The 23,924-nt window shown below is 56.2% G+C and carries 23 protein-coding genes; 5 read left to right on the top strand and 18 right to left on the bottom strand.

Annotated features, from left to right (window positions below; genetic code table 11):
- Positions 1-8 precede the first annotated feature (8 nt).
- The 4 genes from ulaD to ulaA are packed head-to-tail and all read right to left on the bottom strand — an operon-like array spanning position 9 to position 2,873.
- A complete protein-coding gene (ulaD, locus tag PGR09_RS19570; RefSeq protein WP_015368613.1) occupies positions 9-662 on the bottom strand; it encodes a 3-keto-L-gulonate-6-phosphate decarboxylase UlaD in 654 nt (217 codons plus the stop codon).
- Between the two features lie 15 nt (positions 663-677).
- Positions 678-1,145 carry a PTS ascorbate transporter subunit IIA gene (ulaC, locus tag PGR09_RS19565; protein WP_015368614.1) on the bottom strand — a complete coding sequence of 156 codons (468 nt, stop codon included), beginning with the start codon at positions 1,143-1,145 and terminating at the stop codon, positions 678-680.
- Between the two features lie 9 nt (positions 1,146-1,154).
- Positions 1,155-1,460, bottom strand: a complete 306-nt coding sequence (ulaB, locus tag PGR09_RS19560; RefSeq protein ID WP_001577590.1) for a PTS ascorbate transporter subunit IIB — start codon at positions 1,458-1,460, stop codon at positions 1,155-1,157.
- A 12-nt stretch (positions 1,461-1,472) separates the two neighbouring features.
- Positions 1,473-2,873 (bottom strand): PTS ascorbate transporter subunit IIC, encoded by a 1,401-nt coding sequence (ulaA, locus tag PGR09_RS19555; protein WP_015368616.1) that lies wholly within the window; start codon positions 2,871-2,873, stop codon positions 1,473-1,475.
- 364 nt (positions 2,874-3,237) lie between these two features.
- On the opposite strand from ulaA, the gene ulaG reads away from it, so the two are divergent.
- Both ulaG and ulaR read left to right on the top strand, forming a co-directional pair.
- Positions 3,238-4,302, top strand: a complete 1,065-nt coding sequence (ulaG, locus tag PGR09_RS19550) for an L-ascorbate 6-phosphate lactonase (protein ID WP_045396887.1) — start codon at positions 3,238-3,240, stop codon at positions 4,300-4,302.
- A gap of 103 nt (positions 4,303-4,405) precedes the next feature.
- Positions 4,406-5,161: an HTH-type transcriptional regulator UlaR gene (ulaR, locus tag PGR09_RS19545; protein ID WP_015368619.1), complete on the top strand. Its 756-nt coding sequence runs from the start codon at positions 4,406-4,408 to the stop codon at positions 5,159-5,161.
- Here ulaR and yjfP read toward each other — a convergent pair.
- Positions 5,158-5,874, bottom strand: coding sequence for an esterase (gene yjfP / locus PGR09_RS19540; RefSeq protein WP_047046276.1), 717 nt, complete (start codon positions 5,872-5,874; stop codon positions 5,158-5,160). The two genes, ulaR and yjfP, sit on opposite strands and share 4 nt — an antisense overlap.
- 208 nt (positions 5,875-6,082) lie before the next feature.
- On the opposite strand from yjfP, the gene bsmA reads away from it, so the two are divergent.
- Both bsmA and yjfN read left to right on the top strand, forming a co-directional pair.
- Positions 6,083-6,391: a biofilm peroxide resistance protein BsmA gene (gene bsmA / locus PGR09_RS19535; protein WP_047046278.1), complete on the top strand. Its 309-nt coding sequence runs from the start codon at positions 6,083-6,085 to the stop codon at positions 6,389-6,391.
- A 140-nt stretch (positions 6,392-6,531) separates the two neighbouring features.
- Positions 6,532-6,807 carry a DUF1471 family protease activator YjfN gene (gene yjfN / locus PGR09_RS19530; RefSeq protein WP_020079815.1) on the top strand — a complete coding sequence of 92 codons (276 nt, stop codon included), beginning with the start codon at positions 6,532-6,534 and terminating at the stop codon, positions 6,805-6,807.
- Here the strand turns inward: yjfN and PGR09_RS19525 are convergent.
- A complete protein-coding gene (locus PGR09_RS19525) occupies positions 6,798-8,435 on the bottom strand; it encodes an isovaleryl-CoA dehydrogenase (protein WP_045396883.1) in 1,638 nt (545 codons plus the stop codon). The genes yjfN and PGR09_RS19525 overlap by 10 nt on opposite strands.
- 179 nt (positions 8,436-8,614) lie before the next feature.
- Between PGR09_RS19525 and PGR09_RS19520 the strand changes: the two genes are divergently transcribed.
- Positions 8,615-9,910, top strand: a complete 1,296-nt coding sequence (locus tag PGR09_RS19520) for an MFS transporter (protein WP_045396880.1) — start codon at positions 8,615-8,617, stop codon at positions 9,908-9,910.
- A 20-nt stretch (positions 9,911-9,930) separates the two neighbouring features.
- Here the strand turns inward: PGR09_RS19520 and rlmB are convergent, their stop codons facing one another.
- The 12 genes from rlmB to amiB all read right to left on the bottom strand — a co-directional run bounded on the left by rlmB (position 9,931) and on the right by amiB (position 23,918).
- Positions 9,931-10,662: a 23S rRNA (guanosine(2251)-2'-O)-methyltransferase RlmB gene (gene rlmB, locus PGR09_RS19515; RefSeq protein ID WP_015704174.1), complete on the bottom strand. Its 732-nt coding sequence runs from the start codon at positions 10,660-10,662 to the stop codon at positions 9,931-9,933.
- An 81-nt stretch (positions 10,663-10,743) separates the two neighbouring features.
- On the bottom strand, positions 10,744-13,185 hold the full coding sequence (gene rnr / locus PGR09_RS19510) for a ribonuclease R (protein ID WP_430916436.1): 2,442 nt from the start codon (positions 13,183-13,185) through the stop codon (positions 10,744-10,746).
- Between the two features lie 91 nt (positions 13,186-13,276).
- Positions 13,277-13,711: a nitric oxide-sensing transcriptional repressor NsrR gene (gene nsrR, locus PGR09_RS19505; RefSeq protein ID WP_045379682.1), complete on the bottom strand. Its 435-nt coding sequence runs from the start codon at positions 13,709-13,711 to the stop codon at positions 13,277-13,279.
- Between the two features lie 150 nt (positions 13,712-13,861).
- On the bottom strand, positions 13,862-15,160 hold the full coding sequence (locus tag PGR09_RS19500) for an adenylosuccinate synthase (RefSeq protein ID WP_045396875.1): 1,299 nt from the start codon (positions 15,158-15,160) through the stop codon (positions 13,862-13,864).
- A 103-nt stretch (positions 15,161-15,263) separates the two neighbouring features.
- Positions 15,264-15,461 (bottom strand): DUF2065 domain-containing protein, encoded by a 198-nt coding sequence (locus tag PGR09_RS19495; RefSeq protein WP_015368629.1) that lies wholly within the window; start codon positions 15,459-15,461, stop codon positions 15,264-15,266.
- A 197-nt stretch (positions 15,462-15,658) separates the two neighbouring features.
- The gene (gene hflC, locus PGR09_RS19490; protein ID WP_015368630.1) at positions 15,659-16,663 is read right to left on the bottom strand and encodes a protease modulator HflC; all 1,005 of its coding nucleotides are present in this window, start codon (positions 16,661-16,663) and stop codon (positions 15,659-15,661) included.
- 2 nt (positions 16,664-16,665) lie between these two features.
- Entirely contained in the window at positions 16,666-17,928 is a 1,263-nt protein-coding gene (gene hflK / locus PGR09_RS19485) for an FtsH protease activity modulator HflK (protein WP_015368631.1), read from the bottom strand.
- Between the two features lie 58 nt (positions 17,929-17,986).
- A complete protein-coding gene (hflX, locus tag PGR09_RS19480) occupies positions 17,987-19,267 on the bottom strand; it encodes a ribosome rescue GTPase HflX (protein WP_032713510.1) in 1,281 nt (426 codons plus the stop codon).
- Positions 19,268-19,342: 75 nt separating this feature from the next.
- Positions 19,343-19,651 (bottom strand): RNA chaperone Hfq, encoded by a 309-nt coding sequence (gene hfq, locus PGR09_RS19475; RefSeq protein ID WP_045396870.1) that lies wholly within the window; start codon positions 19,649-19,651, stop codon positions 19,343-19,345.
- A gap of 92 nt (positions 19,652-19,743) precedes the next feature.
- Positions 19,744-20,694 carry a tRNA (adenosine(37)-N6)-dimethylallyltransferase MiaA gene (miaA, locus tag PGR09_RS19470; protein ID WP_032706712.1) on the bottom strand — a complete coding sequence of 317 codons (951 nt, stop codon included), beginning with the start codon at positions 20,692-20,694 and terminating at the stop codon, positions 19,744-19,746.
- Entirely contained in the window at positions 20,687-22,555 is a 1,869-nt protein-coding gene (gene mutL, locus PGR09_RS19465; protein WP_430916435.1) for a DNA mismatch repair endonuclease MutL, read from the bottom strand. The genes miaA and mutL overlap by 8 nt, the downstream gene beginning before the upstream one ends.
- A 10-nt stretch (positions 22,556-22,565) precedes the next feature.
- Entirely contained in the window at positions 22,566-23,918 is a 1,353-nt protein-coding gene (gene amiB, locus PGR09_RS19460; protein WP_047078398.1) for an N-acetylmuramoyl-L-alanine amidase AmiB, read from the bottom strand.
- Positions 23,919-23,924 lie beyond the last annotated feature (6 nt).

Below are 23,924 nucleotides of genomic sequence, written 5' to 3'. Positions count from 1 at the left end.
GCCGCTCCTTAACCCCACAGCTGGGCGATAGAGCGTTTAAACTGGCGAGCCGCTTCCACCGGCGAGGCGGCATCGCGGATGCTGCGACCGGCAATAAAGACGTGAATAGGAATACCGGCGAACAGCGGCAGGTCTTCCAGCGCCAATCCGCCGGTCACGGTGACTTTGAAGCCCATATCGGAAAGACGCTTAATCGCACTGATATCCGCCTCGCTCCACGCCACGCCCGCGGCCTGCGCGTCGCGGCTGCGGTGATAGACCACCTGCTGAATACCCGCATCGCGCCACGCCTGCGCCTGCTCCCAGGTCCAGAAGCCGGTCAGTTCAATTTGCACGTCGCCGTTGAACTCTTTGGCGACATCCAGCGCCCCCTTGGCGGTGTTGATATCGGCGCAGCAGATCACGGTCACCCAGTCGGCGTTGGCTTCAAAGCACATCCGCGACAGGATTTTTCCGGCATCGGCGATTTTAGCATCCGCCAGTACGATTTTATGCGGGTACAGCGCTTTCAGATCGCGCACCGCGCGCACCCCTTCGCCGACGCAGAGAATCGTGCCCACTTCAATGATATCCACCTCTTCGGCGATCAGGCGGGTGGTCTCATAGGCGTGAGACAGGGTTTGGTTATCCAGCGCAACCTGCAACATTGGTAACTGAGACATCGTATCAACTCCCTCTTAAACAGCCGCCGCAGTGGCGTTTTCAATTAAATCCAGCACTTCCTGCTCGGTGCGGCAGGCGCGTAAACGGTCGAAATTGGCTTCATCATCAAACAGGTTAACGATCTGCATGATGCCCACCTCCTGGTGGGTGGTGGCGTCAACTGCCGCCATGGTGATCAGAATGTCGACCGGGTCGTTATCTTCGTGATTGAAAATCAGCGGTTTTTTGAGGGTTACCAGCGCAAAGCCGGTTTTCTTAACCCCCTCTTCCGGACGGCCGTGCGGCATCGCCAGCCCCGGCGCGATAACAAAATAGGGACCATGCTGCGCGACGCCATCGAGGATCGCCTGGTAGTAACGCGGTTCCACTACGTCGGCGGCCACCAGCAGATCGACGCCGATTTTCACCGCCTCCTGCCAGCTTTCCGCCTCCGCCTGCAAGCGTATGGAGTGGTTCTGCGCCAGAGAATCATGAAGTTTCATGGCGGCTCCTTATTTCACATCCTGCGGGAAGTGGGCTTTGATCACTTCAAGCAGTTTTGGGCCGAAATCCGCAGGGGACAGCATATTGCGCACGCCAACCACGTATTTATTGCCAGTGACGGTGATTTCGCCGGCGATGTGGGTCGAGGCAATAATGATATCCGCGCCGTTTAGCTCGCTTTTATACTCACCTACCGCGCAGCTGTTCACCGTGTGGTCGATGTTTGATTGCGTCAGGAACTGGTCCACCTTCATTTTCATGATCATGGAACTACCTTGCCCGTTGCCACACACAGCCAGAATACGTACGGTCATAATCAGAACTCCTTATTGAGCAGAGGCTTCTGCCAGTTGTTTTTCCGCGTCTTCCTCGGCGCGCAGCGCGCGGCCGGCGAAGAACATATAAGCCAGTGAAATCAGAATAATGACGGCCATAAACGCCAGCCCTATCGAGGCGAAACCCTGCATCATCGGCGGCGCCAGGATTGACCAATCCGCCATGCCCATCCAGGCGCTCATTCCGGTCAACTTCACCGCCCACACGCAGCCGAAGATTTCAATCATGCCCATCACCAGACAGATCTTGAGCGCCGCGCGCCAGCCGCCGAAGTGATTAGCAAAGACGCCAATCGTCGCGTTAGAGAAGAACATTGGGATAAAGCCCGGGATGATCAGAATGGAGGAGCCAACGCCCACGAGAATACCAACGGCAATCAGTTGGCCGATGGTGCCCCACATAAAGCCCCAGACCACGGCATTCGGCGCGAAGCTATAGATAGCGGCGCAGTCGATCGCCAGCACGGCGCCGGGGATCAGGCGCTGTGAGATACCGTTGAAGGCTTCGGACAGCTCGGCGACGAACATACGCACGCCCTGGGTAATGATGAAAATGGCCACGGCGAAGGAGAAACCGGTCTGCAGGATATAGACCGTCCAGTGGGTTTTGCCCGCCATCGCCTGTACAACATCGATGCCAAAGGAGAGCAGAATGGCGCCAAAGAAAATGGTCATCACAATCGCGGTAGAGACGATGTTGTCGTGGAAAATATTGAGCCAGCCCGGCAGCTTGAGGTCTTCGACGCTCTCCTCTTTTTTCCCCAGATACGGCGCCACTTTATAGGCAATCCACGAGGCAAACTGCTGTTGGTGACCGATAGAGAAGCCGCAGCCGTCGGTAACCAGTTGAGTCGGCTTAAACATCATGTTGGAGGTGATACCCCAGTACAGGGAGACCAGCACCGCGGTGCAGATAATGGTCGTCCACATGGAGTAGCCGAAGATGAAGAAAGAGACCGCAATCAGCCCCGCCTGCTGAAACATGATATGGCCAGTCAGCATGATAGTGCGGATGCCGGTAATGCGGCGCAGCAGGACGTAACAGATATTTAGCGCCAGGGCCAACAGCACCGCATACCCCACCCAGCTATAGGCCTCGCCCATCCGGTCGATGGTCGCCATCATTGAGGCGTAGGTATCGGAAATCGCGCCATTGATGCCATAGACCTCTGACATTTTCGCCACCACCGGCTTAAAGGTGCTGGTAAGAATGCCGGAGCCGGCTTGTAACAGCATGAAACCAATGATGGTTTTGATCGTGCCTTTGATAATCACGCTGACGCTTTTACGCAACAAGATATAGCCAAGGCAGGTCACGATACCCAGCAGCAGCGGGGCATTAGTCATTACCTGATTAAAGAAGACGGTAAAGATGTTGTAGAGGATCTCCATAACACACTCCAGAAGAGGAAGGCTTTGAACGCGCATGACGCTCAGCAGTTGTCGTCTCCCTCACTCTAATAATCAAAAACAATCACAACAAGATTGAATTTGATTAAATGTGACGCATCACGCAAATAATCATATTTTTTGTGCGTGTATTTTCCACTACGTCACGACATAACCAAACAAACCACTAATATCAACAATATACATACATGCTTGATATTAAATTCAGGGTTTATCAGCGCGTTAGCGCAACGCTCTCACCGCTTTTTCTTGAAAATAGTCGATTGCATTCCTGAAAAAACAGTGCCAGTATCAATCAAAACAAATCACCAATTGATTACTTTTGAAATAAAAGAGGAAGAGATCGATGAGTAAAGTGCAAACCATCACCCGTGAATCCTGGATTTTGAGCACTTTCCCGGAATGGGGTAGCTGGCTGAATGAAGAGATCGAACAAGAGCAGGTTGCGCCGGGCACCTTTGCCATGTGGTGGCTGGGATGCACCGGCATTTGGCTAAAATCGGAAGGCGGCGCTAATATTTGCGTCGATTTTTGGTGCGGTACCGGTAAGCAGAGCCACGGTAATCCGCTGATGAAAACCGGCCACCAGATGCAGCGCATGGCCGGGGTGAAAAAACTACAGCCGAACCTGCGCACTACGCCATTCGTGCTCGATCCTTTCGCCATCCGCCAAATTGACGCCGTGCTGGCGACGCACGATCACAACGATCATATCGACGTTAACGTCGCCGCCGCGGTGATGCAAAACTGCGCCGCCGATGTGCCGTTTATCGGACCAAAAACCTGCGTTGATCTGTGGATTGGCTGGGGCGTGCCGGCAGAACGCTGCATCGTCATGAAGCCGGGCGATGTGGTGAAGATCAAAGACATTGAGATCCACGCGCTCGACGCATTCGATCGTACTGCGCTCATTACCCTGCCAGCCGATCAAAAAGCCGCCGGCGTGCTGCCGGACGGCATGGACCAGCGCGCGGTCAACTATCTGTTCAAAACGCCGGGCGGCAACCTGTACCACAGCGGCGACTCACACTATTCCAACTACTATGCAAAGCACGGTAACGAGCATCAGATTGACGTCGCCCTCGGTTCCTATGGGGAAAACCCGCGCGGTATCACCGACAAAATGACCAGCGCCGATATCCTGCGCATGGCGGAATCGCTAAATGCCAAAGTGGTCATTCCGTTCCACCATGATATCTGGTCCAACTTCCAGGCCGACCCACAGGAGATCCGCGTACTGTGGGAGATGAAAAAGGATCGTCTGAAATACGGCTTCAAGCCGTTTATCTGGCAGGTCGGCGGTAAATTTACCTGGCCGCTGGATAAAGACAATTTCGAATACCACTACCCACGCGGATTCGATGACTGCTTTACCATTGAGCCAGACCTGCCGTTCAAATCCTTTTTGTAATCCTATTCCGGCGGGCGCGCCCGCCGGAATTCCCTTTCCACATTAGTATTTAGCGTTAATTTCAAATATCATCTTTGCTTGTCACTTTTAATCGGATTCGCTCATGACTGAAGCGCAAAGACATCAAATTTTACTGGATTTGCTGGCGCAAACGGGATTTGTCACCGTTGAACAGGTAATCTCCCGCCTCGGCATCTCTCCGGCGACGGCAAGACGCGATATCAATAAGCTGGATGAAAACGGCAAGCTGAAAAAGGTCCGTAATGGCGCGGAAGCCATCAGCGAACAGCGCCCACGTTGGTCGCCAATGAACATTCATCAGGCGCAAAACCACGATGAGAAAGTGCGGATTGCCCGCGCCGCCTCGCAACTGGTTTCTCCGGGCGAAAGCATCGTTATCAACTGCGGCTCCACCGCCTTCCTGCTTGGCCGTGAATTATGCGGCAAACCGGTGCAGATCATTACCAACTACCTGCCGCTGGCCAACTATCTGATTGACCAGGAGCATGACAGCGTGATCATTATGGGGGGGCAATATAACCACAGCCACTTCATCACCCTCAGCCCGCAGGGTAGCGAAAACAGCCTGTATGCCGGGCACTGGATGTTCACCAGCGGCAAAGGGTTAACCGCCGAGGGATTGTATAAAACCGATATGTTGACCGCGATGGCCGAGCAGAAAATGCTTAACGTCGTTGGCAAACTGGCGGTACTGGTCGATAGCAGCAAAGTCGGCGAACGCGCCGGGATGCTGTTCAGCCAGGCCAGCCAAATCGACCTGGTTATCACCGGCAAGCAGGCCGATGAAACGATCCTCAAGCAGCTTGAGGATCAGGGCGTGCAGGTTATCCGCGTTTAAAGATGCTGCCGGAAAAAGGCGGTGGTCGCGTCCAGCGCTTCCGGGGTAATGCGGTGGCGTACGCCCTTTTGCCACTGGCAGGTCAGGTTAGTTGCCAGGCCGCTCTGCGTTAACGCCTGCTGCAGGCGAAATGTGTCGCCGGGCGGAACCACGTCGTCTGCGTCGCCGTGCCACAGCAGCAGCGGCTTGTCGGCTAGCGCCGCTAACTGATGAGTCACGTCCCACTCCGCCAGGCTTGCCGTATCGAATCCGGGCGACGGAAACAGCGTCTGCGCGAGGCTGCTGAAATAGCCTGAGCCCATCAGGCAGGCCACGCATTTTAGCTCCGGATGATGGGTCATGATACCGAGCGCAGTCATGCCGCCCATTGATGCGCCGGCCACCGCCAGCCGTTCATCTTCAAGCCATCCCTCTGCGATAATCGCGTCTCGCAGGGCGGGAAATTCAAGAAAATTCTGTCGCAGGATCGGCCAAAAACGCTGCATTCGCCCCTCCTCGTCGCCGCGAAAACGCGCGCCATGTTCGGCGGCATCCGGCATAATCACCCGGAACCCGGCTTCGGCCAGCGCGACGGCGAAGTAGCTGTAGACCAGCCTGGAAGAGGTAAAACCGTGATAGAAGACGATAACCGGCAGAGGCTTATCCGCCATCCCAGCCGGACAGGCATGGATCGCTTCACCGCCTGCCAGATTGCGCATTTCGAGTGTAATCAACTATCGTCTCCTTCTTTATAGTGGCACGGCGTCTCGCACCAAAACATTCGTCAAAGCTTTGCGTTGAGCACGATTTATAATGTTGAGAGCTCGGTTACGCTTTCATAACATTTTCATTCGAAAATCGCGCGATAGATAACAATTCGGGAACATTCCCCAGAAATGATGTTCAGGCTACCACTACACTATCACTATCAGGAAACGAGATATGGTCATGCGTAGGTTTACACCGTGGTTACTGGCTCTCGCCTTAAGCGGATGTAGCGTCCTGCAGGGTACGCCGGAGGCGCCGCCGCCGGCAAGCGATCATCCGCAGGAAATTCGTCGCAATCAGACTGAGGGCCTGCAAAAGATAGGTACCGTCAGCGTGCTGATGTACGGTTCGCCGATGGATGTCGAGACCGCGTTGAAAGCCAAAGCAGAAGCCGCAAAAGCGGATTACTACGTCATCGTTATGATCGATGACACCATGGTTCCCGGCCAGTGGTATTCGCAAGCGATTCTGTATCAAAAATAGCGGTGTGATGCGTTTTTAACCAGCTTTACACTGCTTTGCGTCCATTCACGTTCTCCTGCGCATAATAACGTTCGGCCAGCCTTTTTGGCAGAACGTTAGCAAACGGACTGCCCTCGGGATTACGTGAAATGGAGCTGACGATGAAACGATCACTGACCTTACCCAGCCTGTTGCTGACTACCGCGACGGCCAATACTTCCGCTCAGTCAGCCGAATTCGCCAGTGCGGATTGCGTCACTGGCCTGAACGAAATTGGTCTGATTTCCGTCAATAATATCTCCGGCAGTCAGCAGGATGTCGAGCATGCCATTGCCGTAAAAGCCGATGAGCAGGGCGCTTCCTGGTATCGTATCGTTCAGATGTATGAAGAGCCGCAGCCGGATAGCTGGCGAGTGCAGGCCATTCTCTACGCCTGAGACGGCTGTCGTCCGCGCCCCATCGCCCGTAGCAGCGCATCGTCCAGCAGTTGAGCGTCCAGGCGGATACCTCCTCGCGGATCCAGCATCATCCGGCACCACGCCTGGGCCAGCGGCGGCGATGCAAAGCGCAGCATCTGCGCCCCCGCCCCCAGGCAATACACCAGACGCGCTATTTCTCGTCCCTGCGCCTCAACCGGCCGCCGCAAGAGTTGCTGAAGCTGTCGCCACGCGCGGTCATAATGCCGGTTCTGCCCCTTGACCTCAGCACACTCCGCCGCCAGCATTTCTAACGCCGCCGGCTGCTTGCCAAGCACCCGCATTACGTCGAGGCACATAATATTGCCGGAACCTTCCCAGATACTATTCACCGGCATCTCACGGTATAAGCGCGGGAGTTCGCTCTCTTCGCAATAACCGATACCGCCCAGCACTTCCATCGCCTCGGCGACAAACGGTATACCGGCGCGACAGATAGCAAACTTGGCGGCCGGGGTAAATAAACGAGCCCATAGCACTTCATGCGCATCGTCGCGCCGATCCCAGGCGCGAGCCAGACGGAACAGAAAAGCGGTTTGTCCTTCAAGACGCAGCGCCATCTGGCCCAGCACCTGACGCATCATCGGCTGATCGGCCAGATTCTTGCCGAACGCCTGACGCTGCAGCGCATGGTACAGCGCCACCGAGTATGCGCGGCGCATCAGGGCATGGCTGCCGGCCGCGCAGTCGAAGCGGGTCAGCGCGCCCATCTTGAGAATTTGCCGCACGCCGTCGCCCTCTTCGCCTATCAGCCACCCGCAGGCGTCAAAGAATTCGGCTTCGCTACTGGCGTTAGAGCGGTTGCCTAATTTATCTTTCAGCCTCTCCAGGCGCACGCCATTGCGTTGGCCATCGGGTAAAAAGCGCGGCACAAAGAAGCAGGAGAGCCCGCCCGGCGTCTGGCCTAATACCAGATGCGCATCGCTCTGCGGCACCGAGAAGAACCATTTATGGCCCACCAGCCGATAGAATCCTTCCGCCGTTTTTTCCGCTCGGGTGGTATTGCTGAGCACATCCGAACCGCCCTGTTTTTCGGTCATTCCCATGCCAATCAGCAACCCACGCTTCTGATCGCCCGGTGCGAGATGCGGGTCATAGCGATCGCTGAGTAATGGCGGTAACCAATCGCTGAACACAGCAGGTAACGCGCGCTGCAGCAGCGGCGTTGCGGCGAAGGTCATGGTTATCGGGCATAACGTTCCCGCCTCCACCTGGGCATGCAGCATAAAGCGGGCGGTACGGGCAACAAATGAACCCGCGCGGGCGTCTTCCTGCCAGGCGAGATTATGCACCCGGTTGGCGCACAGTCCCTGCATCAGCAAATGCCAGGCGGGATGAAACCGCACGTCATCCAGCCGGGCGCCGGTGGCGTCATAGCGTAATAGTTCTGGCGGGTTGCTATTCGCCAGTCGCCCCAGCTCCAGCGATTCCGCCGTGCCCAACTGTTGGCCGATGCTGGCGAGCAGATCGCCATCCCAACCGGCGCCTTCACGCACTACCGCCTCACAAAGCGCGGTATCGGACAAAAACAGATTGCTGTTACACAGCGGCGTCGGTTGATTGAATACGGTATGCGTTTGCCAGTGCATGATGTCTCCCTCCGTCAATGGCTCTGACAGTAAGTATGGTCGCCCGCATAGACGGTCACAAAAAAACCGCTACGCCTTCGTGAAGCCCATCACAGGCATAAGAATTTAAAATTTCCTCAGGAAAAATGTATGGAATAATTTATTCATTCGTTACTGTTTTGTATCAGTCGGGGCTTCCTATGCACACCGCCAGCACAACATCAGCGGCGCAAAAACGCGCGCTGATCGCCGGTTCTATCGGTAACTTTATTGAATGGTACGAGTTTGCGGTCTATGGCTTTCTGGCGACCGTAATTGCAAAAAACTTCTTCCAGTTGAACGGGGAAGCGCCGCTGACCGGGCTGATTCTGACTTACGCCTCTTTCGCGATTGCGTTCTTCTTTCGCCCGCTGGGCGCCATCGTTTTTGGCCGTCTCGGCGATCGTATTGGTCGCAAGCCGACGCTGATTATCGTGTTGGTACTGATGACGCTCGCCACCACGGCAATCGGGCTGGTACCGGTTTACGCCAGCATCGGTATTGCGGCGCCACTCCTGCTGACCGGATTACGTATTCTGCAGGGGTTGTTTGCCGGCGGCGAGTATGGAGGAGCGGTATCGCTGATGACCGAGTTCGCCCCTAAAGGTAAACGCGGTCTGTATGGCGCATGGCAATCTTTTACCGTGGCATTAGGGTTGCTGGCAGGCGCAGGCGTGGTCGCGCTGATTTCCGCCGTACTGAGCCCCGAAGCGCTGCATGACTGGGGCTGGCGAATTCCCTTTTTCCTCGCCATACCGATGGGCATCGTTGCGCTATGGCTACGCGTTAAAATGGAAGAGACGCCGGGCTTTTTACGCCAGCAGCAGACTACGCCGCCTGCGGAAACCCGCGCCAGTTGGCGCCAGACGCTCAAAGCGATTTTCACCGGCATTGGCCGGCTGATGGTATGGTCGGCGGCGGGTTATACCTACCTGGTGATCATGCCCTCGTACCTTCAGTCCGCGCTGCACACCGGTTTTAATCAGGCGCTGCTGATTGCGGTGATCTCCAACATTGGCTTCGCCATCACCATCTTGCCTGCCGGGATGCTCAGCGATAAGTTGGGACGTCGGCGGGTGATGGTCGCGGCTGCGGTATTGCTGCTGGTACTGGCGCTGCCGCTGCTGAAAATATTGCAGGCGGAAAGCAGCACGCTGCTGGTGAAAGGTATCGTGGTGCTGATTGCGGGTGGACTGGTGGGGATTCTGGCCGGGCCTGGGCCGGCGATGCTGGCGGAGATGTTCCCTACCAGGGTGCGTTATACCGGGCTGGGGTTAGCCTATTCGCTATCAAATGCCGTGTTTTCCGGCTGCGCCGGATTGATTATTACCGGCCTGATTAAACAGACCGGTAATCTGGATATTCCGGCGTACTACGTGATGGCGACGGCCGTCGTCAGTATTGCCGCGCTGATGACGCTCAATAAGAACGATCATCTGCGCGCGCTGGACGACTAACCTACCGCGCCCGCGGCGGCTTAGCTGCGCTGGCGCACCGCTTCAAACAGGCAGATACCGGTGGCGACGGAGACGTTCAGCGAAGAGACGCTACCCGCCATCGGGATACTGATCAGTTCATCACAATGTTCGCGGGTCAGGCGACGCATACCTTCGCCTTCCGCGCCCATCACCAGCGCCATCGGGCCGGTCATTTTGCTCTGGAACAGCGTATGGTCGGCTTCGCCGGCGGTACCAACGATCCACACGTTTTCTTCCTGCAGCAGACGCATAGTACGCGCCAGATTGGTGACGCGGATCAGCGGCACGCTTTCCGCCGCGCCGCAGGCGACTTTTTTCGCCGTAGCGTTGAGCTGAGCGGAACGATCGCGCGGCACGATCACCGCATGCACGCCTGCGGCGTCGGCGCTACGCAGGCAGGCGCCGAGGTTGTGCGGATCGGTGACGCCGTCGAGGATCAGCAGGAACGGTTGATCGAACTGCGCCAGCAGATCCGGCAGATCGTTTTCCTGATACTGACGTCCCGGCTTCACGCGGGCAATGATGCCCTGATGCACCGCGCCTTCGCTTTTCTCATCGAGGAACTGGCGGCTGGCAACCTGAATCACCACGCCCTGCGCTTCAAGGGCATGGATCAGCGGCAGCAGACGCTTATCCTCACGGCCTTTCAGAATAAAAACTTCCTGAAAACGCTCAGGGGCGCGTTCCAGCAGTGCCTGCACCGCATGGATGCCGTAAATCATTTCACTCATTGATGTACTCGTTTTAGGTTCTGTTATCCGTTCCCTTCACCCCGTTCTGCGCCAGCAGACTTCAGGGCGAAGGGACGTCAATCACTCGGCGATCTTCTTTTTCGCCGCGCGCTTGGCTTTGGTTGCCGCGGCGATTTTCTGCGTTTTCGCCGACGGTTTTTTCGCTTTCTTTTCGCCTTTCGGTTTGGCTTTAGCTTTCTCTTTTTCCTTACGGAAGGCGCTATCCGGCTCGAAGTTTACCTGCTTGCCAACCTGACGACGACGGCCGCCGCCGTTTTTACCCGGCGCGCCCTTCTTCGCTTTTTCGCGTGCGGTTTTGCCAACATTACGCGGACCGCGTTCGCTGGAAATCAGGCTGAAATCAATCTTACGCTCATCCATATTGACCGCTTCGACGCGCACTTCCACGCGGTCGCCCAGGCGGTATGTCTGGCCGCCGGACTCGCCGATCAGCCGCTGCCCGACCTGGTCGAAGCGATAGTAGTCATTATCCAACGAGGAGACATGTACCAGACCATCGATAAACAGATCGTTCAGGCGGACGAAGAAGCCAAAGCCGGTGACGCTGGCGATCACGCCGGAGAAGGTGTTGCCCACCTGATCCTGCATGAAGTCGCACTTCAGCCAGTCTGACACTTCACGCGTTGCTTCATCGGCGCGGCGCTCGGTCATCGAGCAGTGCACGCCCAACTGCAGCATCTCTTCCATGCTGTAGTGCCAGCCGCCGGTCTCAGTGCTATTGCCTTTATGTCCCTGCTCTTTCGCCAGTAAATACTTAATAGCGCGATGCAGCGACAGGTCAGGATAACGACGGATCGGCGAGGTGAAGTGCGCGTATGACTGCAGCGCAAGGCCGAAGTGGCCGCGGTTTTCCGGATCGTAGACCGCCTGCTTCATGGAACGCAGCAGCATCGTCTGCAGCATTTCCGCATCCGGGCGATCGGCGATGGAAGTCAGCAGCTCGGCGTAATCGCGCGGCTCCGGTTTGTTGCCGCCCGGCAGCTCCAGCCCCAGCTCCGCCAGCACGGTGCGGAAGGCGGTAATCGCTTCGGTGCTTGGCTTATCGTGAATACGGAACAGCGCTGGCTCCTGCGCTTTCTCAACGAAACGCGCCGCGGAGATGTTCGCCAGAATCATGCACTCTTCGATCAGCTTGTGCGCATCGTTACGCTGAGTCTGTTCGATACGCTCGATACGACGCTCGGCGTTGAAGATGAATTTAGCTTCTTCACTTTCAAATGAGATACCGCCGCGCTCTTCACGGGCGCCATCCAGCACCTTATAGAGGTTATGCAGCTCTTCAATATGCTTCACCAGCGGCGCGTAGTGTTCGCGCAGCTCTTGATCGCCCTGCAGCATATGCCAAACCTTGGTGTAGGTCAGACGGGCGTGAGAGCTCATCACCGCTTCATAGAATTTAAAGCCGGTCAGGCGACCTTTTGACGAGATCGTCATTTCGCAGACCATACACAGGCGATCGACCTGTGGATTCAGCGAGCACAGGCCGTTGGACAGCACTTCCGGCAGCATCGGTACGACCTGCGAAGGGAAGTAGACTGACGTCCCGCGGCTGCGCGCTTCGCCGTCCAGCGGCGTACCGGGGCGCACGTAGTAACTCACGTCGGCGATAGCCACCCACAGACGCCAGCCGCCGCCGCGTTTTTTCTCGCAGTACACCGCGTCATCAAAGTCGCGGGCATCTTCGCCGTCAATAGTAACCAGCGGTAGAGAGCGCAAATCAACGCGCCCGGCTTTCGCCTCTTCCGGCACCTGCTCTTTGAGGCCGGAGACCTGTTTTTCCACCGCCGGCGGCCAGACGTAAGGGATCTCATGGGTACGCAGCGCCATATCAACGGCCATGCCGGTGCCCATGTTGTCGCCCAGCACTTCAACTATTTTGCCGACCGCCTTGGTACGACGGGTTGGACGCTGGGTCAGTTCGACCACCACCACGTAACCCATGCGGGCGCCCATGATCTCTTCAGGCGGGATCAGGATATCGAAGCTTAGACGGCTGTCGTCCGGCACCACGAAGCCCACGCCGGCATCGGTGAAGTAACGGCCGACGATCTGGCTGGTTTTCGGCACCAGCACGCGAACGATGCGCGCTTCGCGACGGCCCTTACGGTCCGCGCCCAGCGGCTGGGCCAACACCTGGTCGCCATGAATACACATTTTCATCTGCTCAGATGAAAGATACAGGTCGTCTTTGCGCCCTTCGACGCGTAAAAAGCCGTAGCCGTCGCGGTGGCCAATAACGACGCCTTTGACTAAATCGAGACGTTCCGGCAGGGCATAGCACTGACGGCGAGTGAAGACCAGCTGGCCATCGCGTTCCATTGCCCGCAGGCGGCGACGCAGCGCTTCAGTTTGTTCTTCGCCCTCAATATTTAACTCAATCGCCAGCTCGTCACGGCTGGCCGGTTTTTCACGTTTGGTTAAATGTTCGAGGATAAATTCCCGGCTCGGGATGGGATTCGCGTACTTCTCAGCTTCGCGTTCCTGGAATGGGTCTTGTGACATATCGGTTCCTCCGTTGTCATCTCCGATGAAAGTCTGACTGCGTTTTACGCCGCCGCTTTGTGGGTTCTCTTTACGCTGCGGCGCAAATCATTCAGCGCTTTTCTTCCACCAGTAATAATTTATATAGCGGTTGATTCTTTTCAACCAAATCGGCCAGCGTGTAGTTATCCAGTTCCTTCAGGAAACTTTGCGCGGCTTCGGCAAGTGCCTGTTTCAGGCGACAAGCGGGAGTAATGTGGCAAAATTCGCTGCTGCAATTCACCAGCGATAGCGGCTCCAGATCGCGCACAACATCACCCACGCGAATCATTTTAGCCGGCTTGCCAAGGCGAATCCCCCCATTCTTTCCCCGCACGGCCGTCACATAGCCAACACGGCTTAACTGATTGATTATTTTGACCATATGATTACGGGAAACGCCATAGACATCCGTCACCTCGGAAATACTGGTCATTCGGTCATCCGGCAACGACGCCATGTAAATCAGCGCGCGTAATCCGTAATCGGTGAAACTCGTTAACTGCACATCAACCTCAGGGTAAGGGGAAAGCGGTGAATCCGCGGGTATTAACTCTATTGATGATAAACCAGCCAGCGCTCAGGCCGCTAATTTATTTGAAATGGGGCGGGCGAACTGCAAAAACAAGGGCGCCCGAACGGCGCCCCTGGATGATGATTACGCGTCGAACGGATCGCGCAGAATCATAGTCTCAGTACGGTCAGGACCGGTAGAGATGATATCAACCGGCACGCCGGTCAGCTCTTCAATACGCGCGATGTAGTTCAGCGCTGCCTGCGGCAGGCCGCTACGCTCTTTCACGCCGAAGGTGGTTTCGGACCAGCCCGGCATGGTTTCGTAGATAGGCTCGATACCTTCCCAGTTGTCGGCAGCCAGCGGAGTGGTGGTCACTTCACGGCCGTCCGGCATACGGTAACCGACGCAGATTTTCACTTCTTTCAGGCCGTCAAGGACGTCCAGTTTGGTCAGGCAGAAGCCGGACAGGGAGTTAATCTGCACCGCACGGCGTACCGCGACAGCGTCCAGCCAGCCGGTACGACGACGACGGCCGGTAGTGGCGCCGAATTCGTTACCCTGCTTGCACAGGAACTCGCCGGTTTCATCAAACAGCTCGGTCGGGAACGGGCCCGCGCCTACGCGAGTCGAGTAAGCTTTGATGATACCCAGAACGTAATCCACATAACGCGGGCCCAGGCCGGAACCGGTCGCCACGCCACCCGCGGTGGTGTTGGAGGAAGTTACGTACGGATAGGTACCGTGGTCGATATCCAGCAGCGTGCCCTGCGCGCCTTCGAACATCACGAAGTCGCCGCGCTGACGCGCCTGATCGAGCAGATCGGAAACGTCAACGACCATGCTGGTGAGGATGTCGGCAATCGCCATCACATCGTCCAGCACTTTCTGGTAGTCAACCGCTTCTGCTTTATAGAAGTTCACCAACTGGAAGTTGTGATATTCCATCACTTCTTTCAGTTTGTCAGCGAAGGTGGCTTTATCAAACAGGTCGCCAACGCGCAGGCCGCGACGGGCGACTTTATCTTCGTAAGCCGGGCCGATACCGCGACCGGTCGTACCGATAGCTTTCGCGCCACGCGCTTTTTCACGCGCTACGTCCAGCGCGACGTGATAATCGAGAATAAGCGGGCAGGCTTCAGAGAGCAGCAGACGCTCACGAACAGGGATACCACGGTCTTCCAGACCTTTCATCTCTTTCATCAGCGCAGCCGGAGACAGCACAACACCGTTTCCGATGATGCTGGTTACATTCTCACGGAGAATACCTGATGGAATAAGATGGAGGACGGTTTTTTCACCGTTGATTACGAGAGTATGGCCTGCGTTATGGCCACCCTGGTAGCGCACAACATATTTAGCCCGTTCTGTCAGGAGATCGACGATCTTCCCTTTACCTTCGTCACCCCATTGGGTGCCCAGTACGACGACGTTGTTACCCATTTTTTCAAAATCACCGTTTGCTTAAAAATGGATTCTACCATCGCTTTTTCAGAGTTACAGCACTTTTTGCACTCAAAATGAGGGTAATCCGATTATTTTTTGATCAGCCAATCGATTTCCTCAACATGTAGTAGATGACAATGCCAGCCACCACAAGACCGCCGCCAAAGCGACGCAATAAATTATCCGGCAGTTGGCTCATTGTCGCTACCATCTTGCGCCAGGCGCGGGGATAAAGCAGTGGGCCAAGACCTTCGAGAACTAAAACCAGCGCCAGTGCCAGCCAAATTGTTGCATTCATTATTGATGACCCTTATAGAAAAACAAAACCGCCGCCAGTTGGCGCCGGTGAGTATTACCGCAAACCCTTTTTCTTTCTTCACATTCTCCGGCATTTCACAGGCAATATGAAACCACTAGCTGAGAGAAAAATCACAATCTATGGCATGAAAAAAGGCGCCTCTTGCAAGGCGCCTTCTGATTTCACACTGACCCGGCTTATTTACGCACGGAATCCGGTGACTTCATGTAACGGAAGAAATCGCTATCCGGGCTGAGGACCATCACGTCCTGGTTGCTCTGGAAGCTCTTCTCATAAGCGCGCAGGCTACGGATAAAGGCATAGAAGCCCGGATCCTGACTGAATGCATCGGCAAACAGTTTTGCCGACTCGGCATCGCCTTCACCGCGCAGAATACGCCCTTGACGCTCGGCTTCCGCAAGGGTCTTGGTCACTTCATAGTCCGCGGTAGCGCGCAGTTTTTCCGCTTCTTCCTGACCTTGTGAACGATGGCGACGAGCAACCGCTTCACGCTCGGCGCGCATACGGTTGTAGATCGCTTCAGACACTTCAGCCGGCAGGTTGATCTGCTTGATACGTACGTCAACGACTTCAATACCCAGCGCCGCCATACTGTTCGGGTTGATCACCTGAACCTTACCGTTAGTTTCAGCTTCTACACGCTCTGCCGCTTTAGCGATAGCGTCATCGGCTGCCGGCGTCGAGACTTCATCTTCTGTACCAGCAGAACCGGAGTTCAGCGCATCACGCACCTCCAGGGTCAAACGACCGCGGGAATCAGTCACGATGTCTTTCACGTCCAGACGACCAATCTCAGAGCGCAGACGGTCAGAGAACTTACGCTTCAGCAGAACTTCGGCCTGGGAGACGTCGCCGCCGCCGGTCGCCAGATAGTAACGACTGAAGTCACTGATGCGCCACTTGATATAGGAGTCGACGATCAGATCTTTCTTCTCTTTGGTAACAAAGCGGTCAGCCTGGTTGTCCATGGTCTGGATACGCGCATCCAGCATTTTCACGGATTCAATAAACGGGATCTTGAAGTGCAGACCCGGCGCATACACCAGCGGCTTGTTCTCATCGTCGCGCAGAACTTTGCCGAAGCGCAGCGTAATGCCGCGCTCGCCTTCTTTCACCACGAAGACAGACATGTAGAGCACTACCAGCACGACGACAATGATCGCGATAACAGATTTACGCATCGTTATTCCCCCTGACGCTGGTAGTCGTTACGCTGCGCGTTGGCGCGGCGTTGGTCCATAATGGTACCCCCGGTTGAACTCGAGGTTGATGAGGTGCTGGCGCTGCTTGAGCTGGACGCAGGCGGCAGGCGCAGCAGATCGCTTGCGCCACTGCTATCGCTCTTTGCCGGCGCGCCGGTGGCGCCTTTCAGCATCTGATCCAATGGCAGAACCATCAGGTTGCCGCCCTTGCTGTCATTAACCAGCACTTTGCGGGTATGGCTCAGCACTTTTTCCATGGTTTCGATATACAGACGCTCGCGGGTAATTTCCGGCGCGGCTTTATATTCCGGCAGGATCTTCGCAAAGCGAGCGACTTCACCCTGCGCTTCCAGTACGGTCTGGGTTTTATACGCACGCGCCTCTTCGAGGATACGCTGCGCCTGACCGTTAGCACGCGGCTGAACTTCGTTGGTATAGGCTTCCGCTTCGCGGATGTACTGCTGCTCGTTCTCACGCGCGGCAATGGCATCATCAAACGCGGCCTTCACCTCTTCCGGCGGACGCGCCGTCTGGAAGTTGACGTCCAGCAGGGTGATACCCATGTTGTACGGACGAATGGTCTCTTCCAACTCGCGCTGGGTATCGCTACGGATAACGGTACGACCTTCGGTCAGGATACGGTCCATGGTGTACTTACCAATGACGCCGCGCAGGGCGCTGTCGGTGGCCTGACGCAAACTATCGTCGGCGCTGGTCACGCTAAACAGGTAGCGCTCCGGATCGGTCACCCGGTACTGTACGTTCATCTCAACGCGCACGACGTTCTCATCGGAAGTCAGCATCACACCGGATGCGGCCAGTTCACGAACCGACTCGACGTTCACCGCTTGCACATTATCGACAAAGGTTGGCTTCCAGTTCAGACCTGGCTCAACCAGATGACTGAACTTGCCAAAGCGTGTCACCACACCACGTTCCGCTTCCTTGATGGTATAGAAACCGCTGGCTGCCCAGATAATCACCGCCGCTGCAGCAACGATGCCGACAATGCGCCCACCCATTGGACCGCGCGGGCCCTGAGTCACATTACCGCCACCCTGGCCGCCTTTACCGCCGCCGAGACCGCCAAGTTTTTTGCTTAACTTGCGGAAGATATCATCCAGATCGGGCGGCCCCTGATCGCGACCGCCTTTGTTGCCATTTCCCTCAGAGTTGCCGCCATTTTTGCTGCTTCCCCACGGGTCGCGGTCCTGTCCGTTATTACCGGGCTGATTCCACGCCATGTATATGCTCCATATTTGTTTTTGATATCCCCACAGGGGTTAATATCTTCAGGCCAGGTCAAACCACGTAGTCGACCAACGCAGGCTCTTGTTTGCAGAGGCGACGCCAGTCCACGATGGGCATGCGCACTTGCAGGCTTACGCTGCCGTCATCCTCCATCCACTCTTTTTCTATCGCCTGAAGCTGATAGAAACGGCTTCTCAGGCGACCTTCCTGCGGCGGTAAGCGCAGCGTATGCTGCGCCACTTCGCCGGAAAGACGCTCTGTTAACGCCTGAAAAAGCAGTGGTACGCCAATCCCGGTCTGGGCGGAGAGCCAGACCCGAATCGGTTTATTCTCTTCATCCCGATCGATGCGCGGTTCAAAATCGTCAAGCACATCGATTTTGTTCATCACCAGCAATGACGGAATTTCATCGGCCTCGATTTCAGCAAGGACCGTATTTACTGCATCAATATTTTCCTGCACGCGGACATCCGCGGCATCAATGACGTGCAGCAGCAGCGTCGCCTGACGCGTCTCCTGCAGCGTCGCTTTAAACGCCGCCACCAGGTCGTGCGGCAGATGACGAATAAAGCCTACGGTGTCTGCCAGTACCGTTTCGCCGACGTCGGTGACGTTAATACGGCGCAGCGTCGGGTCCAGGGTGGCGAACAGTTGGTCCGCGGCATAGACTTCCGCTTCGGTTATCTGGTTGAACAGCGTTGATTTTCCGGCGTTGGTATATCCCACCAGCGAGACGGTAGGGATATCGGCCTTGGCGCGTGACCGCCGACCTTGCTCGCGCTGTTTTTCTACTTTTTCCAGTCGCGACAGGATCTGCATAATACGGTTACGCAGCAATCGACGGTCGGTTTCGAGCTGGGTTTCACCCGGTCCGCGCAAACCAATCCCGCCCTTCTGCCTTTCAAGGTGGGTCCAGCCGCGTACCAGACGCGTGGCCAGATGGCGCAGCTGCGCCAGCTCAACCTGCAGTTTCCCTTCGTGGGTACGCGCTCGCTGGGCAAAAATATCTAAAATCAGACCGGTGCGATCGATAACCCGGCATTCGCATAGCTGCTCCAGGTTACGTTCCTGGGCCGGACTCAAGGCATGATCGAACAGCACGACCGAGGCGCCGGTCGCTTTTACGGCTTCCGCAATTTCAACAGCCTTACCTTCACCTACAAAATACTTCGGGTGCGGTGCTTTACGGCTACCGGTAATCACCTGCATTGCTTCGACACCGGCGGAAGAGACCAGGGATTCAAACTCCTGGAGATCCTCCATATCTTTGTCTTGCGAAAAATAGATGTGTACCAGTACCGCCTGCTCACCGGCATCATAACGGTCAAACAAGCGTAAACCCCTTATAAAATACCAGCGGGGAACGCAGAAAACCTGGCTCCCCGACGTGGAAAAACAGCATTAGCCTTATTCGGCGTCGTCGCTGTCTTGCTGCGGCGCAGAAGAACCTTGCGCGCTACCACCGTGGTGATAGTTGCTTGCACCGCCGCCAGCATTATTGCTGTGGTGAGACACCGGACGGGACGGGACAACAGTAGAAATTGCGTGCTTATAGACCATCTGACTGACCGTGTTCTTCAACAGGATCACGAACTGATCGAAAGACTCAATTTGCCCTTGCAGCTTAATACCATTCACCAAATAAATAGAAACCGGAACACGTTCCCGACGCAAAGCGTTCAGGAACGGATCTTGTAAAGATTGCCCCTTAGCCATTCTCTCTTTTCCTTATATGTATGCTTGTTTTGTACTCAGAACCTTACGATTCTTAAAAAAAATTACGCACGATACCGTTCAATTGTACACGTTCAGTTCTGGCTAGCACCAACAACCTGTAATACTTTGTTGAGCGCTTGTTCAGGTTGCTCACTGTCTAACCAGTGAACATCTTCCCAACCGCGCAGCCAGGTGACCTGACGTTTAGCTAACTGTCTCGTCGCGCAAACACCTCGATAAACCATTTCATCATACGGGACCTCGCCTTCAAGGTATGACCACATCTGGCGGTATCCGACACAACGAATGGAAGGCATATCCGTATGCAAATCTCCACGGGCAAATAGCGCCCGCACTTCTGCTTCAAAACCTGAAGCCAACATCTGATGAAAACGCTGCTCAATGCGTTGATGTAGCAGTTCACGGCTCGCCGGGGCGATGGCGAACTGATGCACCTGATACGGCAGAGCCTCTCCTGACGTTTGCGTCAGTTCAGTTAAAGTTTTACCCGAAATGAAAAAAACTTCCAGTGCTCGGGAAAGTCTTTGCGGATCATTTGGATGAATACGCGCGGCGGCCACGGGATCGATCTCCTGTAACTGCCGGTGCAATGCGTGCCACCCCTGCTCTGCCGCTTGTTGCTCAATTCTGGCCCTGACTGCGGGATCCGCCGAAGGCAGCGGCGATAACCCTTCCAACAACGCTTTGAAGTACAACATCGTCCCGCCGACCAACAGCGGGATGCGCCCCGCGGCGACGATATCCGCCATTTCCGCTAACGCATCGCGACGAAAATCCGCCGCCGAATACGACTCTGCCGGATCAAGAATATCCAGCAACCGATGCGGCGCAGCGCTAAGCTCCGCGGCATCGGGTTTGGCCGTGCCGATATCCATTCCTCGATAGATGAGGGCGGAATCGACGCTAATCAACTCTACGGGCAAAACTTTACGCAAGGCGATAGCTAATGCGGTTTTACCGGAGGCCGTCGGCCCCATTAAAAAAATTGCCTTAGGCAGGCTCGCCTCAGTTACATCACTCATCTTTCAGGGCTGTCATTGCCGAATGTAAATCAACAGGTTGTAACAGACCACCCGGCGGCGCTTTAATCAGCTGCGGACATAAACGCTCAACGTCCGCCAGAACCGAAATCGCCTGCGCCATGCTCCACTGCGCGTGCTCGCTCGCCAGATTACGCGCTATCCATTGGGCGATGTCGCCGACGTCGAATGCCGTTAGCTGCGCCAGGTAGCCTATCAGTTCAGGAATCAAGATTTGTAAATTTTGTTGTCTTAAGGGTAAAGGCACCGCGCGGACCGTCACGTGCTGGGAATCTGCTTGTAAATCGATACCCAATTCCGCCAGCGCCGGCTGCGCCTTTTCCAACGCTTTGCGTTCTGCTTCACTCACTTTAAGACGCAGCGGGATAAGCAGCGGCTGCGCGCAAACCGCTTCCGCGCCCGGCGTAAGTTGCGCCTGACGTAGCCAGCGTTCCGCCACCGGCAGCGCCAGCAACGCCAATGCGCCGCCGCGCTCAAGCAGCGCGCAATCGCCGCCGATAATAGTTAGCACCCGGCCAAAGCTTTGGCTGTGGGCTGCCAGACTTTCCGCAGGCGTCGGCGCAGGTTGTTTTTTTTCCGCCGCCGGGGTTTGCAGCAGTTGACGATAAAGCGCTCCCTGCTGTTTCTGATAGCCAGGCTGGGCGTGCGGCCAGCTGGCGCCGCCTGAGCTATAGCCGCCGCCGGCGGCGGCAGGTTCCCGCGGCGCGCGAGTATCATAACCAGGCGCCGCCGGTTCCCGGGCAGGCGATGGGCGAGCGAAATGGTTCGCGCCCGCCGCTACGCGGTTCTCCGGCACCTGCCGCGGCGCGGGCGCTTCGTCTTCTTCCGCCAGCGGCGCATCAAGCTGCTGCTGAAGCACGCTCAGTACGCCCTGATAGATAAAGTCATGAACCAGCCGTGATTGATGGAAACGCACTTCGTGCTTCGCCGGATGCACATTGACATCAACCTGATGCGGGTCAATCTCCAGATACAGCACAAACGCCGGCTGCTGGTCAGCGCCCAGTTTATCTTCACAGGCCTGGCGAATAGCATGGTTGATCAGCCGGTCGCGCATCATACGCCCGTTAACGTAACAGTACTGGATTTCCGCTAACGCCGGATTAGTATGCAACGGGTCGGCAACCCAGCCGCGCAGCGTCAGATCGCCATGCTGCCACTCAATTGCCAACGCGTGCTCCAGAAACGCCGCGCCGCAAATCGAGCCGAGGCGGCGCTCGCGCGGGCCGCCTTCCGCCACGGCACGATACTGGCGCATCATTTTGCCGTTATGGCTGAGATTAATCGTCACATCAAAACGCGCCAGCGCGATGCGGCGGACGATTTCATCAATATGATTAAACTCGGTTTTTTCGGTGCGCATGAACTTACGCCGCGCGGGGGTGTTGTAAAACAGATCCAGCACTTCCAGCGTGGTGCCAATCGGATGCGCCGCCGGTTTCACCGTTACCGCCTGGTCTCGACCTTCAGCATAGGCCTGCCAGGCTTCCTGCTGCTCCGCGGTACGCGATGTCAGCGTCAGGCGAGCGACGGAACTGATACTGGCCAGCGCTTCGCCGCGAAAACCAAGACTGATGATCGCCTCAAGGTCATCCAGCGAGGCGATTTTACTGGTGGCGTGACGAGCCAGCGCCAGCGCCAGTTCGTCTTTTTTAATCCCGCAGCCGTTATCGCGAATACGGATAAGCTTCGCGCCGCCGCGTTCAATATCAATGTCGATACGGGTCGCGCCAGCATCAAGGCTGTTTTCGACCAGCTCTTTCACTACCGACGCCGGACGTTCCACCACCTCGCCAGCGGCAATCTGGTTGGCGAGTTGCGGCGGCAGGACCTGAATCGGCATGACCTTCTCCTTAGTTAATCAACGACCCGCCAGGCGAACTGGCGCTGGCGGTTTGCGCAGCCGTGCCGCGCGGCGCTGATTGCAGCGGGTGCTGCATATAATAGTTACGCAGCCCTTTATAAATCGCCTCTGCAATCTGCTGTTGGTAATCATCGCTACCCAGCAGGCGCTCTTCGCCGTTATTACTGATAAAGCCGGTTTCGACAAGGATCGACGGAATATCCGGCGAGCGCAGAACGCCAAGGCTGGCGTGCTCCGGACGGCGTTTATGCAGATTGCCGATCCGCTGCAGCTGGCTCAGTACATCGGTTGCCACATCATAACCGACGCGCTGGGAATGGCCGAACTGTAAATCCAGTACCGCCTGGCTCAGATAAGGATCCGACTGGCTATTCGCCAGCACGTCGCCCGCGCCGCCCAGGAGTTCCGATTGTTTCTCATGCTGTTCAAGCCAACCGGCCATTTCGCTGTTAGCGCGGCGGTTAGAGAGCACCCATACCGATGCGCCGGTCGCGTCGCGATTCGGAGCCGCATCGGCATGGATAGAGACCAGGAAATTAGCGTTTTGTTTCCGCGCCACGTCCGAACGCCCCATGACCGAGATGAAGTAGTCGCCATTACGGGTCAACACCGGTTTAAACTGCGGATCGTCGTTAAGCAACGCTCGCAGTTTATGGGCGATAGCAATCGTGACGTTTTTCTCTTTGGTGCCGCCAGGCCCGATAGCGCCAGGATCCTGGCCGCCGTGCCCGGCATCAATAGCGATAATAATCTTATCGTCAGAAGAGACGGTACGCGCCGCCGGACGGGTAATAGTCTGGTTGTTGGTCATCGCCGGCTGACTGTTGGTCACCACCGTGGTTCTGTCGCTGCCTGAGCTTTTAAACGGATTGCGCGGCGGCTCGCTCGGACGCGGCGACACTACTGGCGCTTCGACCCGCTTCGCTACCACTGGCGGCGGCGGAGGTGGCGGCGGCACATCGGCATTAATGGTAAAGACGACGGTATAGTTGGCGCCGTTTTGCTGCTTCACCGCCCGCGTTTTACCATCTTCCGTCAGATCGACCAACAGACGCAGAGATTGCGTATCCTGAGGCGAGCCGGAGCGAATGCTTTTGACCAGATTATTACCGCTAAACTGCAGCGGCAGCCCCTGAAGCACCCCGGTTTGTTTGATATCCAACGCCACCACGCGCTTACCTTGCGGGGTGAAGGAATATTCGGGATCGCCGACAAAACTTAGCGTTATGCGGGCCTGCCGATCGCCGTTTGAGACCTGGATATCGGATAAACTTGCCGCGGATGCCTGAGTGCCGAACAGCATCAGAGCGGCGGCCAGCCAACTGGTTATACGATACTTCATCCCGTC

The sequence above is a fragment of the Klebsiella sp. 141251 genome, assembly GCF_050600725.1.
Lineage (GTDB): Bacteria > Pseudomonadota > Gammaproteobacteria > Enterobacterales > Enterobacteriaceae > Klebsiella > Klebsiella aerogenes.
This window is presented reverse-complemented; position numbering and strand designations above follow the sequence as displayed.

Excerpts from the sequence above, each read along its gene's own strand:
- ulaD (WP_015368613.1), bottom strand. The coding sequence starts at position 662 with ATGTCTCAGTTACCAATGTTGCAGGTTGCGCTGGATAACCAAACCCTG.
- ulaC (WP_015368614.1), bottom strand. The coding sequence starts at position 1,145 with ATGAAACTTCATGATTCTCTGGCGCAGAACCACTCCATACGCTTGCAG.
- ulaB (WP_001577590.1), bottom strand. The coding sequence starts at position 1,460 with ATGACCGTACGTATTCTGGCTGTGTGTGGCAACGGGCAAGGTAGTTCC.
- ulaA (WP_015368616.1), bottom strand. The coding sequence starts at position 2,873 with ATGGAGATCCTCTACAACATCTTTACCGTCTTCTTTAATCAGGTAATG.
- ulaG (WP_045396887.1), top strand. The coding sequence starts at position 3,238 with ATGAGTAAAGTGCAAACCATCACCCGTGAATCCTGGATTTTGAGCACT.
- ulaR (WP_015368619.1), top strand. The coding sequence starts at position 4,406 with ATGACTGAAGCGCAAAGACATCAAATTTTACTGGATTTGCTGGCGCAA.
- bsmA (WP_047046278.1), top strand. The coding sequence starts at position 6,083 with ATGGTCATGCGTAGGTTTACACCGTGGTTACTGGCTCTCGCCTTAAGC.
- yjfN (WP_020079815.1), top strand. The coding sequence starts at position 6,532 with ATGAAACGATCACTGACCTTACCCAGCCTGTTGCTGACTACCGCGACG.
- PGR09_RS19525 (WP_045396883.1), bottom strand. The coding sequence starts at position 8,435 with ATGCACTGGCAAACGCATACCGTATTCAATCAACCGACGCCGCTGTGT.
- PGR09_RS19520 (WP_045396880.1), top strand. The coding sequence starts at position 8,615 with ATGCACACCGCCAGCACAACATCAGCGGCGCAAAAACGCGCGCTGATC.
- rlmB (WP_015704174.1), bottom strand. The coding sequence starts at position 10,662 with ATGAGTGAAATGATTTACGGCATCCATGCGGTGCAGGCACTGCTGGAA.
- rnr (WP_430916436.1), bottom strand. The coding sequence starts at position 13,185 with ATGTCACAAGACCCATTCCAGGAACGCGAAGCTGAGAAGTACGCGAAT.
- PGR09_RS19500 (WP_045396875.1), bottom strand. The coding sequence starts at position 15,160 with ATGGGTAACAACGTCGTCGTACTGGGCACCCAATGGGGTGACGAAGGT.
- PGR09_RS19495 (WP_015368629.1), bottom strand. The coding sequence starts at position 15,461 with ATGAATGCAACAATTTGGCTGGCACTGGCGCTGGTTTTAGTTCTCGAA.
- hflC (WP_015368630.1), bottom strand. The coding sequence starts at position 16,663 with ATGCGTAAATCTGTTATCGCGATCATTGTCGTCGTGCTGGTAGTGCTC.
- hflK (WP_015368631.1), bottom strand. The coding sequence starts at position 17,928 with ATGGCGTGGAATCAGCCCGGTAATAACGGACAGGACCGCGACCCGTGG.
- hfq (WP_045396870.1), bottom strand. The coding sequence starts at position 19,651 with ATGGCTAAGGGGCAATCTTTACAAGATCCGTTCCTGAACGCTTTGCGT.
- miaA (WP_032706712.1), bottom strand. The coding sequence starts at position 20,694 with ATGAGTGATGTAACTGAGGCGAGCCTGCCTAAGGCAATTTTTTTAATG.
- mutL (WP_430916435.1), bottom strand. The coding sequence starts at position 22,555 with ATGCCGATTCAGGTCCTGCCGCCGCAACTCGCCAACCAGATTGCCGCT.
- amiB (WP_047078398.1), bottom strand. The coding sequence starts at position 23,918 with ATGAAGTATCGTATAACCAGTTGGCTGGCCGCCGCTCTGATGCTGTTC.